Origin of the sequence: Bradyrhizobium sp. A11 (assembly GCF_042077125.1) — a bacterium.
Taxonomy (GTDB): domain Bacteria; phylum Pseudomonadota; class Alphaproteobacteria; order Rhizobiales; family Xanthobacteraceae; genus Bradyrhizobium; species Bradyrhizobium japonicum_B.
Genome location: NZ_CP149509.1, coordinates 2,612,043 through 2,627,022, shown reverse-complemented (window position 1 = coordinate 2,627,022; position 14,980 = coordinate 2,612,043). Strand labels below are relative to the sequence as shown.

The window sequence follows — 14,980 nt, the reverse complement described above, 5'->3', positions numbered from 1 at the left end:
GTCCGGTGCCATGCTGCCGCGAAAATGCGCAAATGCCGGCTTTTCAGGTCAATTCCATGCAAGAACACACCAAATCGTCCACGCTCGAGAACGCTATTGCACTGCAAAAATATGGCGTCGGGCAGCCCGTCCGCCGCAAGGAGGACGACACGCTGGTACGCGGCAAGGGCCGCTATACCGACGATTTCAACCTGCCCGGCCAGGCCTATGCCGTGGTGGTCCGTTCCACCCACGCCCATGGCATCATCCGAGGCATCGGGATCGATGCCGCCAAGGCGATGCCGGGCGTGCTGGGCGTGTGGACCGGCAAGGATCTCGACGCCGCCGGCTACGGCCCCTTCACCTGCGGCCTCCCCCTCAAGAGCCGCGATGGCTCGCCCCTGCTGCAGACCAACCGCCAGCCGCTCGCGACCGACAAGGTCCGCTTCGTCGGCGATCCCGTCGCCTTCGTGGTGGCGGAGACGCTGGCGCAGGCCCGCGATGCCGCCGAGGCGGTCGAGCTCGACGTCGAGCCGCTGCCGGCGGTGACCGACCCGGAGGAAGCCGCGAAGCCCGGCGCGCCGCAGCTCTATGAGCACATCCCTGATAACGTCGTGCTCGACTACCATTATGGCGACGTTGACAAGGTCAACGCGGCCTTTGCCAGCGCGGCCCACGTCACCAGCATCGACATCGAGAACACCCGCGTCGCCGTGGTCTCGATGGAGCCGCGCGTTGGGCTAGCCTCCTACGACAAGACAACCGAGCGCTACACGCTGCAGGTGCCGACGCAGGGCGTGGCCGGTAACCGCGCCAACCTCGCCAAGAACCTGAAAGTGCCGAACGAGAAGGTGCGCATCCTCACTGCCAATGTCGGCGGTTCCTTCGGCATGAAGAACATCAATTATCCCGAATACATGTGCATTCTGTATGCGGCGAAGGCGCTGGGCCGGCCGGTGAAATGGCTCGACGAGCGCTCGACCGCCTTCCTCTCCGACAGCCACGGCCGCGCGCAGAAGATCCACGCCGAGCTCGCGCTCGATGCCGAGGGGCATTTCCTCGCCGCCAGGCTGTCCGGCTACGGCAATGTCGGCGCCTACATCACCGGCGTCGCGCCCGGGCCGCTCTCGCTCAACACCGGCAAGAACTTTTCCAGCGTCTACCGCACGCCGCTGATGGCGGTCGACATCAAGGTGGTGCTGACCAACACCACGCTGATGGGCGCCTATCGCGGCGCCGGCCGGCCCGAGGCCAATTATTACATGGAACGGCTGATCGACCGCGCCGCCGACGAGATGGGCATCAACCGGCTGACCTTGCGCAAGCGCAACTTTATCAAGCCGAGCCAGATCCCCTTCGCGGCCTCCTCCGGCGTCACCTATGACAGCGGCGACTTCCAGGCCGTGTTCAACAAGGCGCTCGAGATCTCCGACCACGAGAACTTCGCCAAGCGCAAGAAGGAGAGCAGGAAGGCCGGCAAGCTGCGCGGCATCGCGGTCGGCTCCTACCTCGAGGTCACGGCGCCGCCGAGCCCCGAGCTCGGCAAGATCGTGTTCGATGCTGACGGCACCGTGCAGCTCATCACCGGGACGCTCGATTACGGCCAGGGCCATGCCACCCCGTTCGCACAGGTGCTGAGCGCGCAGCTCGGGATTCCCTTCGACAGCATCAAGCTGGTGCAGGGCGACAGCGACATCGTCCACACCGGCAACGGCACCGGCGGCTCGCGCTCGATCACCGCAAGCGGCCAGGCCATCGTAGGCGCCGCCAAGCTCGTCATCGAGAAAGGCAAGCGCGCGGCGGCGCACCTGCTCGAAGCGTCGGAGGCCGACATCGAGTTCGAAGGCGGCAGGTTCACGATCGCCGGCACCGATCGCAGCATCGACATCATGGAGCTCGCCAAGCGCTTGCACGACGGCAAGATGCCGGCGGGCGTGCCTGACAATCTCGATGTCGATCACACCAGCGAGCCGATCGCCTCGGCGTTCCCGAACGGCTGCCACGTCGCCGAGGTCGAGATCGATCCGGACACCGGCGTGGTGCAGATCGTGCGCTACAGCGCGGTCAACGATTTCGGCACGGTGATCAACCCGATGCTGGTCGCGGGCCAGCTCCATGGCGGCGTCGTGCAGGGCATCGGCCAGGCGCTGATGGAGCAGATCCGCTACGACGACAGCGGCCAGCCGATCACGGGCTCGCTGATGGACTACGCCCTGCCCCGCGCCGAGGACGTCCCGAACATGACGATCGGCGATCATCCGGTCCCCGCCACGACCAACCCGCTCGGCAGCAAGGGCTGCGGCGAAGCCGGCTGCGCCGGCAGCCTGTCGACGGTGGTGAACGCCGTGATCGATGCGCTCTCCGAATACGGCATCAAGCACATCGACATGCCGCTGACCCCGGAGCGGGTGTGGCGCGCGATCCAGGACGCGAAGGCCAAGGCGGCGTAGTTGTTGTTCACCTCTCCCCGCTTGCGGGGAGAGGTCGAAGCCGGAGCGCAGCGAGGCTTCGGGTGAGGGGGAGCTTCCGCGGGGGCGGTGACAGACGACTCGTGGAGAGTCCCCTCACCCGCCGCGCGTTCCGCGCGTCGGCCTCTCCCCGCAAGCGGGGCGAGGCGAAGACCTTACGCCGCCGCCTGCTCGCGCGGCTGGTAGATCGCGGTGTGCTGGCAATGCGCCAGCGGCGTAGTGCCGTTGGCGACGACCAGCGCGTCGAGCTCGACGAAGCGGTGGCCCTTCTTCTCGTAGTTCGCGGTGACCTTGGCCCGCGCGGTGATCTCGTCGCCGGCGCGCGCGGCCGACAGCAGCTGCATCCGGCTGCCGACATGGATCCAGGGGCCCAGGATGGTGTTGTCGACCAGCACGCGGTTCATGACCCGCTGGATCAGGCCGGGATGGCCAAGCCCCTCACGCGCGAAGATCGGATCGTTCTCCCTGATGTCGGTGAGATAATCCGCCGCGTCCCGCCCAATCCAGCGGCGCGGCGCCGTGCCCAGCCATTTGCCCGTCTCGAACGTCGCGGGACCGACCGGCTTGCGCTCGGCCACAACGGGCACCGCCACATAATCGTCCAGCGACACCGCCGGCGCGGACGCCGGCAGCGAGGCCGTCCCGGTCGCGCAGAGCTCGGTACGGCTGAACACCTCGATGGTCAGCAAGCCCTCGTGCTCGGTGGCGTCGACATCGGCGGTCTCGCCGTCATAGACCGGCTTGATGAAGCGCGCCTCGATCAATCCGCGCGCCAGGAAATCGCGCCCCCAGCGGGCGATCGGCACGTGCATCATGTAGGCGAAGACGTCGACGCCCGGCACCAGCCCGCCGGAAAAGCCGAAGCGCTGCGCCACCTCGTCGTCATGCATCTTGTTCTCGGATTGTTTGGCGGTGTTGTAGGCCTCGACGCGGTAGGTTTCGAGCCGGTTCGGCATGGCTGGCGTTCCCCATATTCTTGTTGCTTCAGGGCCGATCGTAGGCCCCGGGGAACAGCGGTCAATCCCCTCGCCTTTGCGGCCCGGATGGGGTACCACGCGGCGAATGACTAACGCCCCCACTCGCATTTATGTCGATGCCGACGCCTGTCCGGTGAAGGACGAGATCTACCGCGTGGCGCTCCGGCACGGCGTGCCCGTCAGCGTGGTCGCCGGCAATTTCATCCGGGTGCCGCAGGACCCGCTGATCGAGCGCATTGCCGGAGGGAGCGGCATTGACGCGGCCGACGACTGGATCGCGGAGCGCGCCCGCCCCGGCGACGTCGTGGTGACCTCGGACATTCCGCTGGCGAGCCGCTGCGTCAAGGCCGGCGCCGACGTGCTCGCGCCGAACGGCAAGCCGTTCACGGAGGAATCGATCGGCATGACGCTCGCGGTGCGCAATCTGATGACCGATCTGCGCTCGGCCGGCGAGGTCACGGGCGGTCCCAGATCGTTCGCGCCGCGCGACCGCTCCGCCTTCCTCTCGGCGCTCGACCAGACGCTGCGGCGGATCGCGCGACGTCGCGCTGATGCAGCCGCAACCAGTCAGGGCTGACCATGGCGCCGCCGCTGATCCAACTCAAAGACATCAGGCTGACCTTCGGCGGCACGCCGCTGCTGTCGGGCGTCGAGCTCAATGTCGCGCCATCCGAGCGGGTCTGCCTGATCGGCCGCAACGGCTCCGGCAAATCGACGCTGCTGAAGATCGCGGCCGGCCTGGTCGAGCCCGACGGCGGCACGCGCTTCGTGCAGCCCGGCGCTACCGTGCGCTATCTGCCGCAGGAGCCTGATTTCGGCGCGCACAAGACCACGCTTGCCTACGTCGAGTCCGGGCTCGCGCCCGGCGACGACCAGCATCAGGCGCGCTATCTCCTGGAGCAGCTCGGCCTCACCGGCGAGGAGAACCCGCACGATCTTTCCGGCGGCGAGGCCCGCCGTGCGGCACTGGCCTATGTGCTGGCGCCCTCGCCCGACATTCTGCTGCTGGACGAGCCGACCAACCATCTCGATCTCGCCACCATTGAATGGCTGGAACGCGAGCTCGACGGCCGCCGCAGCGCGCTCGTGATCATCAGCCACGACCGCCGCTTCCTGACCAATCTCTCGCGATCGACCGCCTGGCTCGACCGCGGCCGGATCAAGCAGATCGACCGCGGCTTTGCCTCGTTCGAGAGCTGGCGCGACGAGGTGCTGGCGGAGGAAGAGCGCGATCAGCACAAGCTCGACCGCAAGATCGTCGACGAGGAGCACTGGCTGCGCCACGGCGTCTCCGGCCGACGCAAGCGCAACGTCAAGCGCCTCGCCAATTTGCATGCGCTGCGCGACCAGCGCCGCAATTATCGCGGCACCGCGGGCACCGCCAGTCTCGCAGCCAGCGAAGCCGAGCAATCCGGCAAGCTGGTGATCGAGGCGAAGGGCATCACCAAGGCCTATGGCGAGCGCAAGATCGTCGACAATTTTTCGACCCGCATCCAGCGCGGCGACCGCCTCGGCATCATCGGGCCGAACGGCGCCGGCAAGACCACGCTGGTCAATTTGCTCACGGGCGGAATGCAGCCGGATTCCGGGACGATACGTCTCGGCGCCAATCTGGAGGTAGCCACGCTCGACCAGCACCGCGAAAGCCTCGACCCCAAGTCGACACTGGCGGAGGCCCTGACCGGCGGACGCGGTGATCAGATCATGGTCGGCGGCAAGCCGAAGCACGTCGTCGGCTACATGAAGGATTTCCTGTTCGCGCAGGAGCAGCGCGGCACGCCGGTGGAGGTGCTCTCCGGCGGCGAGCGTGGCCGCTTGATGCTGGCGCGCGCGCTGGCCAAGCCTTCGAACCTCCTGGTACTGGACGAGCCGACCAACGACCTCGATCTCGAAACGCTCGATGTGCTCGAGGAGATGCTCGGCGATTACGAGGGCACCGTCATCCTGATCAGCCACGACCGCGACTTCCTCGACCGTGTCGTCACTTCCGTGATCGCGCCCGAGGGCAACGGCAAGTGGACCGAATATGCCGGCGGCTACAGCGACATGCTGAGCCAGCGGGGTGCAGACCTCAAGCGCGAGACGGCGAAAGCGCAACCGGTTGCGGAAAAGAAGGAGGAGCGCTCCGCTGCTCCCACCTCCGCGCCGAAGCGGAAGCTGAGCTTCAACGAGAAGCACGCACTGGAAACCCTGCCGAGAAAGATGGAAACGTTGCAGGCGGATATCGCCCGGCTGCAGCGCGTGCTCGACGATCCCAGTCTCTATGCGAAGGATCGCAAAAAATTCGACGATACGTCGGCCGCCATCGCCAAGGCACACGAAGAGCTGTCGGCCGCCGAAGAGCGTTGGCTCGAACTGGAAATGCTTCGCGAAGAGATAGAACAGGCATAGCTTATGACAACAACCCTTGCCGCCAAGATCGCCCGCGAATACGGCACGCCCTGCGCCGTCATCGACATGGACCGGGTCGAGCGCAATATCGCGCGGATCCAGAAGGCCTGCGACGACGCCGGCATCGCCAACCGTCCGCATATCAAGACGCACAAGAATCCGAGCATCGCGAAGATGCAGATCGCGGCCGGCGCCAAGGGCATCACTTGCCAGAAGCTCGGCGAAGCCGAGATCATGGCCAATGCCGGCATCGACGACATCCTGATCAGCTACAACCTGATCGGCGACGAGAAGATGGCGCGACTCGGGGCGCTGCAGGCCAAGGCCAACATGACGGTGGCCGCCGACAATTCCACCGTCGTCGCCGGCCTGCCGAAGGCGGCCGCGGCGTCCGGCCGTCCGCTCTCGGTCGTGGTCGAATGCGATACGGGGCGCAAGCGCGCCGGGGTCGAGACACCGGCCGAAGCGATTGCGCTGGCGCGCGAGATCGCGGCATCCAAGGGGCTCGAATTCGCCGGCTTCATGCTGTATCCAACCGAGAGCGGCTGGGCGGACGCGCAAAAGTTCTACGACGAGGCGCTGGCCGGCGTGCGCGCGCACGGGCTGGATGCAAAGATCGTCTCGACCGGCGGCACGCCGAACCTCGTCAACATCGGCAAGCTCAAGGGCGGCACCGAGCACCGCTTCGGCACCTACATCTACAACGACCGCATGCAGGTCGCTGCGGGCTCGGCGACCTGGGACGACTGCGCGCTACATATCTACTCCACGGTGGTGAGCCGCGCCGCGCCCGAGCGCGGCATCCTCGATGCCGGCTCGAAGACGCTGACGACGGATACCGGCGGGCTCGACGGCCACGGCCTGATCCTGGAGCACCCCGAGGCCAAGATCGCGAAGTTCGCCGAGGAGCACGGCTTTCTCGACCTCTCCCGCAGCAACACCCGGCCGAATGTCGGCGACGTCGTCCGCATCGTGCCGAACCATGTCTGCGTCGTCGTCAACATGATGGACGAAGTGGTGATGGTCCGCGGCGAGGAGATCATCGGCACGCTGCCCGTGGCGGCGCGAGGGAAGCTGCGGTAACGAGCACACTGCCGTAGGGTGGGCAAAGCGGAGCGTGCCCACCATGAGCCCCTTACGCGCGAACTCGTGGGCACGGCGCTTTGCGCCTTTGCCCACTCTACGAGTCCTGTGAGTTGGCGAGCCACGCGAGCACGCCCCTGCCCGCCGCATTCCCTGTCGCGAACGAGGCCTGGAGCAGATAACCGCCGGTCGGCGCCTCCCAGTCCAGCATCTCGCCGGCGGCGAACACGCCGGGCAGCTTACGGAGCATGAAGCGGTCGTCGAGCTCGTCGAAGGAGATCCCGCCCGCGGTCGAGATCGCGCGCTCGATTGGGGCGACGCCTGTGAGCTGAACCGGAATGGCGTTGATCAGCTGCGCAAGCTCCGCCGGCGCGAACGAGGCCAGCGTTCGGCCGGACGCAATGGCGGCCTCCTGCATCAGGCCGATTCCGACCGGCGACACTTGCGCGGCCTTGCGCAAAAAATTCGCCAGCGATTGCTTGCCGCGCGTGCCTGATAGCCGCGTCGTCAACGCGCCGGCATCGAGGTCGGGCCGCAATGCGATCATCAACGTCGCATGGCCGAGTTCGAGCACGGCTTCGCGCAGCTCGGCCGACAGCGCGTAGACCGCGCCGCCTTCGATGCCGCTGCGGGTGATCATGGCCTCGCCGCGCACCGTGTGTGCACCGACCGTCAGCGCCACGCCCTTGAGCGGCTGTCCCTCGAAGCGATCGCGGAACACGTTTGACCAGGCGACCGTGAAGCCGGAATTGGCGGGCCTCAGTCTGGAAATGGCAACGCCCTTGGCAGCGAGGAGCCCGACCCAGCCACCATCCGAGCCGAGCCGCGGCCAGCTCGCGCCGCCGAGCGCGAGGACCGTGGCGTCGGCAACGACCGCCACCTCGCCATGGGGCGTTCGAAACAGCAGCCGCCCCTCGCCGTCCCATCCGGTCCAGCGATGCCGGAAGGCAAACCGCACCCCGCTGGCGTCGAGGCGCCGCAGCCAGGCGCGCAGCAAGGGCGAAGCCTTGAACGCTTTCGGAAACACCCGGCCGCTGCTGCCGACGAAGGTCGGCTCGCCCAATGCTGCGCTCCACGCCCGCAGCGCCTCGGGCGAGAACGCCGCGATCGCCGCTTGCAGATTCGGTGCCGCCTCGCGGTAGCGCGCCATAAACTGCGGCGACGGCTCGCTGTGAGTGAGATTGAGCCCGCCGCGGCCCGCCATCAGGAATTTGCGGCCCGCGGACGGCATCGCGTCATAGACGGTGACGCGCGCGCCGCCCTGCGCCAGCACCTCCGCCGCCATCAGCCCGGCGGGACCGGCGCCGATGACGGCGATGTCGTTATGGGTTGAGGTCATGGCGGGAGTTTAGGGCAGATTCTCACGCCTCGCTCGTCATTCCGGGGCGCGCCACTTGGCGCGAACCCGGAATCCATCAGGCGGCGGATTCTGAGGAACGATGGATTCCGGGCTTGTCGCTTTGCGACGCCCCGGAATGACAACTTAGAGCTTGATCCCCGCACGCGCCGCGGCCTGCGCCACGTATTTCTGCGTCTGCTCGAACGCGCCCGTCAGCGCCCTGGCCTTCGACATGTCGCTGATCTCGGCGAAATGCGCGGCGACGGCGTCCGGCGTCCATTCGGACTCCGGCAGGTTGATGCCCTCGCTCTCCAAAATCTTGATCACGGCGAAGGAGCCGGCGCCGGCGCCCATGATGGTGCGGGTCGGGGCGTCCTCGCTGAGCATGTACTCGACCGCGGGCGTGATCGCGTTCGGCTTCATCAGCTGAAGCGCCTGCGGCGGCAGCAGCTCCTCGGTCATACGGGTCGCCGCGGTGGGCGAGATGATGTTGACGCGGATGTCGTTCTTGCGGCCCTCTTCCGCGAGCACGTTCATCAGGCCGACCATGCCCGACTTCGCCGCGCCGTAATTGGCCTGGCCGAAATTGCCGTAGAGGCCGGAGGACGAGGTCGTCAGCACGATGCGACCGTAATTGCGGTCGCGCATGCCGGCCCAGGCCGCCTTGCAGCAATAGAAGGTGCCGACGAGGTGCACGTCCAGCACCTTCTGGAAATCGGCCGCCTCCATCTTGCCGAACGACTTGTCGCGCAGAATGCCGGCATTGGCGCACAAGAGGTCGACGCTGCCCCATTCCTTGGTGGCGCGCTCGACCATGGCGGTGACCTGCTCGAAGTTCGAGACGTCAGCGCCGTCGGCCATCGCCGTGCCGCCGGCCTTGCGAATTTCCTCGACCACGGCTTCGGCCGGCGACAGCGAACCACCGGTGCCGTCGCGCGCGCCGCCGAAATCGTTCACCACCACTTTCGCGCCGCGGCTCGCCAGCCCCAGCGCATGCGCCTTGCCAAGACCATTGCCCGCGCCGGTGACGATGGCGACGCGTCCGTCGAACCTGATTGCCATGAGTGCAGTTCCTGCTTCCTTCTTCCTTCTCCCCTTGCGGGAGAAGGTGGCGCGAAGCGCCGGATGAGGGGTTTGCTTCTACAAGCGAGTCCGCGGAGAGAGACCCCTCACCCGGCTTCGCATTCGCGAAGCCACCCTCTCCCACAAGGGGAGAGGGTGACACCGCGCTTTGGGTCGCTTTTTGAGCAGCGATAGATGTCCGGGTCAAGCCCAGCCATGACAGGCGGAGTTACGCGAAATAAATCAGACCCAGCCAGTCCGCGACCAGCGCGGGCTTGTCCTCGCCTTCGATCTCGACCGTGACGTTGGTGCGGGACTGCAATTCGTTCGGCTTGCGCAGCTTGGCTTCGGCGAGGACGAAGCGGCCACGGATGCGCTTGCCGGATCGGACCGGCGAGATGAAACGCAGCTTGTCGAAACCGTAATTGACGCCCATCGTGGTGCCGGCGATCGCCGGCATCACTTCATAGGATATCACCGACAACATCGACATGGTCAGGAAGCCGTGCGCGATGGTGGTGCCAAACGCGGTTTCCTTCCTGGCTCTTTCGGGATCGACGTGGATGAACTGATGATCCTCGGTGACGTCGGCATAGGTGTCGATGCGAGGCTGGTCGATCAGATGCCAGGATGACACGCCGATCTCCTTGCCGACCAGGGCCTGATAGGCCTTGAGCGTGATCGGCGGCGACTTCCAGATTTGGTTCATTGATGACTCCAACCACCGTCATTCCGGGGCGCGCGAAGCGCGAACCCGGAATCCATTTGACAGCAAACTCTGCCGCAAAATGGATTCCGGGTTCGATGCTGCGCATCGCCCCGGAATGACAAGCTCCACTAACCTTCGCCCCTTGCCTTCGACAACTCCGGAAAATCCTCCTCGCGGAATTCCCGGCCGCGCAGCGGATCCTCGCGATCGTCGTCGCGTTCGAGCCGTCGTAGCTGCACGCGACGGATTTTGCCAGAGATCGTCTTCGGCAGCTCGGTGACGATTTCGAGGCGGCGGATACGCTTGAACGGGGCCAGCCGGCTATGCAGATGCCTGAAGATGGAGAGCGCCGTCTCCGGCGTCCGCTCCGTGCCCGAGGTCAGCAGCACGAAGGCCTTGGGAACGGCAAGGCGGATCGGGTCCGGGCTCGGCACCACCGCGGCTTCCGCGACCAGCTCGTGCTCGAGCAGCACGCTCTCCAGCTCGAACGGACTGATGCGGTAGTCTGACGACTTGAACACGTCGTCGGAACGGCCGACGAAGGTGAAATAGCCTTCATCGTCCTCGAACACGACATCGCCGCTGCGATAGAGCTCACCCTCGGCACCGGACAGCTTGCCGTCGTCGCCCTGGTAACCCTGCATCAGGCCGGCGGGCCGCTCGGCGCCGAGCACCAGCGTGACCTCGCCTTCCCTGGCGGGATGGCCGTCGGCGTCGCTGATCTGCACGCGATAGCCCGGCAGCGGCCGGCCCATCGAGCCGATCTTGATCTTCTGGCCCGGCGAGTTGCCCGCCAGCGCGGTGGTTTCGGTCTGGCCGTAACCGTCGCGGATGGTGAGGCCCCAGGCCGCCCGCACCTGGTCGATCACTTCAGGATTGAGCGGCTCGCCGGCGCCGCAGACCTCGCGCAGGGCCACCTTGAACGAGGCGAGGTTCTCCTGGATGAACAGCCGCCACACGGTCGGCGGCGCACACAGCGTGGTGACGCCGCAGCGGCCGATGGTGGCGAGCAGGCCTTTCGCATCGAAGCGCGGCTGGTTGACCACGAACACGGTCGCGCCCGCATTCCACGGCGCGAAGAAGCAGCTCCAGGCGTGCTTGGCCCAGCCGGGCGAGGAAATGTTGAGATGGACGTCGCCGGGCTTCAGCCCGATCCAGTACATGGTCGAGAGATGGCCGACGGGATAGCTGCGCTGGCTGTGCCGGACGAGTTTCGGCTTCGCCGTCGTGCCAGAGGTGAAATAGAGCAGCATCGGGTCGTCGGCGTTGGTTACACCGTCGGCAGCAAAACTCTCGGAAGCCTTTGCCGCGTCATCGTATGACAGCCATCCGTCGGAGGCCGCGCCGACCGCGATGCGAGCGATGTTGTCCGCACCAAGGCTCGCAAATTTCGCGACCTGATCCTCGCCGGCAACCACCGCCTTGGCCTTGCCGCGATCGAGCCGGTCGCGCAGCTCATCCGCCGTGAGCAGCGTGGTCGCGGGAATCACGACGACGCCGAGCTTCATCGCCGCCAGCATGGTCTCCCACAACGGAACCACATTGCCGAGCAGCAGCAGCAAATGATCGCCGCGCTTCAGGCCCTGCGCACGGAGGAAATTCGCGACCTGGTTGGAGCGCTTGGAGAGCGCCGCAAAGGACAGCTTTGTCTGGCGATCCTGTGCGGCATCGACGATCCAGAGCGCGGGACGATCCCTGCTCTCCGCATTGGTTGCCAGCTCGGCGTCGAACCAGTCGAGCGCCCAGTTGAAGGGGACCGGATCCGGCCAACGGAAGTCTTTGACCGCCGTCTCGTAATCCGTGCGATGTTGCAGAAGGAACGCGCGCGCTTCCTGGAATGTCGTCATCAAGCTTTCCCGGCCAGACTCCTAACGTGCTTGATAATTCCGGAAAAATCCACCCCACCCTGGCCGGCTGCGTCGAAAGACTGATAGATTTCCTGCGCATGCTTGCCGAGCGGCGTGGCTGCGCCGGCAGCCTTGGCGGCATCCTGTGCCAGCGTCAGATCCTTCACCATCAGCGCCGAAGCGAAGCCCGGCTTGTAGTCGTTGTTGGCGGGCGAGGTCGGCACTGGACCCGGCACCGGACAATAGGTCGTCAGCGACCAGCACTGGCCCGATGAGGTCGAGGCGACGTCGAACAGCGCCTGATGCGAAAGGCCGAGCTTCTCACCGAGTGCAAAGGCCTCGCTGACCGCGATCATGGAGATGCCGAGGATCATGTTGTTGCAGATTTTTGCCGCCTGGCCGGCGCCGGCGCCGCCGCAATGCACGATCTTCTTGCCCATGTTCTCCAGTACCGGCTTGGCCGCGGCAAACGCCTTCTCCTCGCCGCCGCACATGAAGGTGAGCGTCGCGCCCTTGGCGCCGCCGGTGCCGCCGGAGACCGGCGCATCGACCGAAAGCACGCCGTGCTTCGCCGCCAGCACATGCGCGGCCCTCGCGCTCTCGACGTCGATGGTGGAGCTGTCGATGATCAGCGCGCCCTTGGTCATGGCCGGCACGACCTCGTTCCAGACGCCGAGCACATGCTTGCCTGCGGGAAGCATGGTGACGACGACATCGGCGCCCTTCACCGCCGCGGACGCGCTGTCGGCAATGCCGGCGCCATCGGCCTTGGCCTGCGCGCGCGAGGCTTCGACTAGGTCGAATGCCACCACCTTGTGGCCGGCCTTGACGAGGTTAGCCGCCATCGGGCCGCCCATGTTGCCGAGACCGATGAATGCGATCGTGGCCATTGTCGTTTCCTCCGCTGTCTCGTTGTCAGTTGAACTTCAGCTCATCAGTGCCGATCTCGGCGAAATACGGCGCCAGCATCTCCGGCGTCACATCCTCGATTGTTCGCGGCGACCAGGTCGGGTTGCGGTCCTTGTCGATCACGGCGGCGCGCACGCCTTCGCGAAAATCGTCGCTGCGGAAGACTTCCAGCGCGGCACGGTATTCGCGCACCAGACACTCCTCCAGGCTCGACGAAGCGCGCGCGAGCCGCAAGAGCTTCAGCGTCACCACCATGCCGCGCGGCGATTTTTCGTTGAGCGTCTTCAGCGTGGCCAGCGCGAAGTCCGAGCCGTCGCGCTCGAGCGCCGCAACGATGTCCTCCATGCGGTCGAAGCCGAACAGCGCGTCGATGACAGGCTCCTTCGCGGCCACCGGCCCCCCGGCCTCGGCGGTTGAAAGGCTGCTGATGAGCTTGCTGACCTCGGCGGCGGTGGCGCCGGAACGCAGCTTCGTCAGGGCCTCGCGCAGCTCGGGCAGCTTCACCGCCGGCACGACCCAATCGGCGAACTTGGCATGGATCGCATCCGGCCCATTCATGGTCTGGCCGGTCAGCCCGAAATAGGTGCCGATCTCGCCCGGCGAATGCGACAACAGATAGGTGCCGCCGACATCGGGGAAGAAGCCGAGACCGACTTCGGGCATGGCGAGCCTGGTGCGATCCGTGGCGACGCGATGGCTGGCATGGGCGGACAGACCGACGCCGCCGCCCATCACGATGCCGTCCATGAAGGCGACATATGGCTTCGGAAATTTCTTGATCCGGGCGTTGAGGATGTATTCCTCGCGCCACAGGATCTTGCCGAGGTCGCCGTTCACCTTCGAGCTTTCCCAGAGCGCGCGGATGTCCCCGCCGGCGCAGAGCCCGCGCTCGCCGGCACCTTCCAGCACGATCACGGCGACTTCAGGATCGGCCTCGAAGCGATCGAGTGCCTTCTCGATGTCGCGAAACATCTCCAGCGTCACGGCATTGATCGCCTTGGGACGGTTGAGCCTGATGATGCCGGCCGCCCCCTCGACGCGGGCGATGAGATCGCCCTCTTCCACCCCGCTCATCGCGCGCCCTCGATCAGTTTGCGCGCCACGATGAGCCGCATGATTTCATTGGTGCCTTCGAGGATCTGGTGCACGCGCAGATCGCGCACGATCTTCTCGATGCCGTACTCGCTGAGGTAACCGTAGCCGCCGTGAAGCTGCAGCGCATGGTTGGCGACCTCGAAGCCGACATCGGTGCCGAAGCGTTTTGCCATCGCGCACAGCATGGTGGCATCGGGGTCTTTGCGGTCGAGCGCCGCGGCCGCCCGCCACAGGAAGGTGCGCGCGGCTTCGAGCTCGATCGCCATGTCGGCGAGGCGGAATTGCAGCGCCTGAAATTCGTCGAGGCGTTTGCCGAACGCCTCGCGCTCCTTCATGTAGGCGCGCGCCTTGTCGAGCGCGGTCTGCGCGCCGCCGAGCGAGCAGGCTGTGATGTTGAGGCGGCCGCCGTCGAGGCCGGCCATCGCGATCTTGAAGCCGACGCCCTCCTCACTCAGGCGATTGGCAACAGGCACGCGGGCGTTCTCGAACATCACCGCGCGGGTCGGCTGCGCGTTCCAGCCCATCTTGCGCTCGTTGGCGCCGAAGGAGACGCCCGGCGTCTTGCCGTCGATGACGAGGGTCGAGATGCCGCCGGGACCATCACCGCCGGTGCGCACCATCGCCACCAGCAGATCGGTGCCGCCGGCGCCGGAGATGAACTGCTTCTGGCCGTTGAGGACGTAATGGTCGCCGTCGCGCACCGCGCGGGTGCGCAGCGCCGCTGCGTCCGAGCCGGCGCCCGGCTCGGTCAGGCAGTAGCTGGCGATCAGCTCCATGGTGCAGAGCTTTGGCAGCCATTGGTGGCGCTGGGTGTCGCTGCCGTAGGCGTCGATCATCCAGGACGCCATGTTGTGGATGGAGATGAAGGCCGAGGTGGTCGGGCAGCCGGTCGCCAGCGCCTCGAAGATCAGCGCCGCGTCGAACCGCGTCAGCGCGGATCCCCCGACATCGTCGCGGATGTAGATGCCGCCCATGCCGAGCGTCGCGGCCTCGCGCATCACATCGACGGGGAAATGCTTCTCCTCGTCCCAGCGCAGCGCATGCGGCGCGATCTTTTCCGCCGCAAACGCGAGTGCCATGTCGCGAACCGCGATCTGATCCTCGTTCAGAGCGAACTGCAT

Annotated in this window: 12 protein-coding genes; 4 read left to right on the top strand and 8 right to left on the bottom strand. The window is 66.3% G+C overall.

Translation table 11 applies throughout. From position 1 onward, the window contains the following. Positions 1–56: 56 nt before the first annotated feature. Entirely contained in the window at positions 57–2,429 is a 2,373-nt protein-coding gene (locus WI560_RS12065; RefSeq protein WP_375308177.1) for a xanthine dehydrogenase family protein molybdopterin-binding subunit, read from the top strand. A gap of 173 nt (positions 2,430–2,602) precedes the next feature. Here WI560_RS12065 and WI560_RS12060 read toward each other — a convergent pair whose 3' ends face one another. Next, positions 2,603–3,403: a hypothetical protein gene (locus WI560_RS12060; protein ID WP_375308176.1), complete on the bottom strand. Its 801-nt coding sequence runs from the start codon at positions 3,401–3,403 to the stop codon at positions 2,603–2,605. A gap of 106 nt (positions 3,404–3,509) precedes the next feature. On the opposite strand from WI560_RS12060, the gene WI560_RS12055 reads away from it, so the two are divergent. From WI560_RS12055 to WI560_RS12045, 3 genes are read left to right on the top strand one after another with little or no spacing between them, the layout of a single operon-like run. After that, complete coding sequence (locus WI560_RS12055) at positions 3,510–4,001, top strand: YaiI/YqxD family protein (RefSeq protein WP_375308175.1); 492 nt, start codon at positions 3,510–3,512, stop codon at positions 3,999–4,001. 2 nt (positions 4,002–4,003) lie between these two features. Next, entirely contained in the window at positions 4,004–5,815 is a 1,812-nt protein-coding gene (locus WI560_RS12050; RefSeq protein ID WP_375308174.1) for an ABC-F family ATP-binding cassette domain-containing protein, read from the top strand. Positions 5,816–5,818: 3 nt separating this feature from the next. Then, entirely contained in the window at positions 5,819–6,898 is a 1,080-nt protein-coding gene (locus WI560_RS12045) for a D-TA family PLP-dependent enzyme (RefSeq protein WP_375308173.1), read from the top strand. 97 nt (positions 6,899–6,995) lie between these two features. Here WI560_RS12045 and WI560_RS12040 read toward each other — a convergent pair whose 3' ends face one another. The 7 genes from WI560_RS12040 to WI560_RS12010 form a co-directional block, all read right to left on the bottom strand. Next, positions 6,996–8,183 carry a TIGR03862 family flavoprotein gene (locus tag WI560_RS12040; protein ID WP_375308823.1) on the bottom strand — a complete coding sequence of 396 codons (1,188 nt, stop codon included), beginning with the start codon at positions 8,181–8,183 and terminating at the stop codon, positions 6,996–6,998. A gap of 198 nt (positions 8,184–8,381) precedes the next feature. Further along, complete coding sequence (locus WI560_RS12035) at positions 8,382–9,299, bottom strand: SDR family NAD(P)-dependent oxidoreductase (protein ID WP_257177870.1); 918 nt, start codon at positions 9,297–9,299, stop codon at positions 8,382–8,384. Between the two features lie 229 nt (positions 9,300–9,528). Next, entirely contained in the window at positions 9,529–10,008 is a 480-nt protein-coding gene (locus WI560_RS12030; protein ID WP_375308172.1) for a MaoC family dehydratase, read from the bottom strand. A 128-nt stretch (positions 10,009–10,136) separates the two neighbouring features. Beyond that, positions 10,137–11,855, bottom strand: a complete 1,719-nt coding sequence (locus tag WI560_RS12025) for an AMP-binding protein (protein WP_375308171.1) — start codon at positions 11,853–11,855, stop codon at positions 10,137–10,139. After that, positions 11,855–12,745 (bottom strand): 3-hydroxyisobutyrate dehydrogenase, encoded by an 891-nt coding sequence (gene mmsB, locus WI560_RS12020; RefSeq protein WP_375308170.1) that lies wholly within the window; start codon positions 12,743–12,745, stop codon positions 11,855–11,857. Before mmsB ends, WI560_RS12025 begins: the two co-directional genes overlap by 1 nt. 25 nt (positions 12,746–12,770) lie before the next feature. Continuing rightward, a complete protein-coding gene (locus WI560_RS12015; RefSeq protein ID WP_375308169.1) occupies positions 12,771–13,838 on the bottom strand; it encodes an enoyl-CoA hydratase/isomerase family protein in 1,068 nt (355 codons plus the stop codon). Continuing rightward, the gene (locus WI560_RS12010) at positions 13,835–14,980 is read right to left on the bottom strand and encodes an isobutyryl-CoA dehydrogenase (protein WP_375308168.1); all 1,146 of its coding nucleotides are present in this window, start codon (positions 14,978–14,980) and stop codon (positions 13,835–13,837) included. The genes WI560_RS12015 and WI560_RS12010 overlap by 4 nt, the downstream gene beginning before the upstream one ends.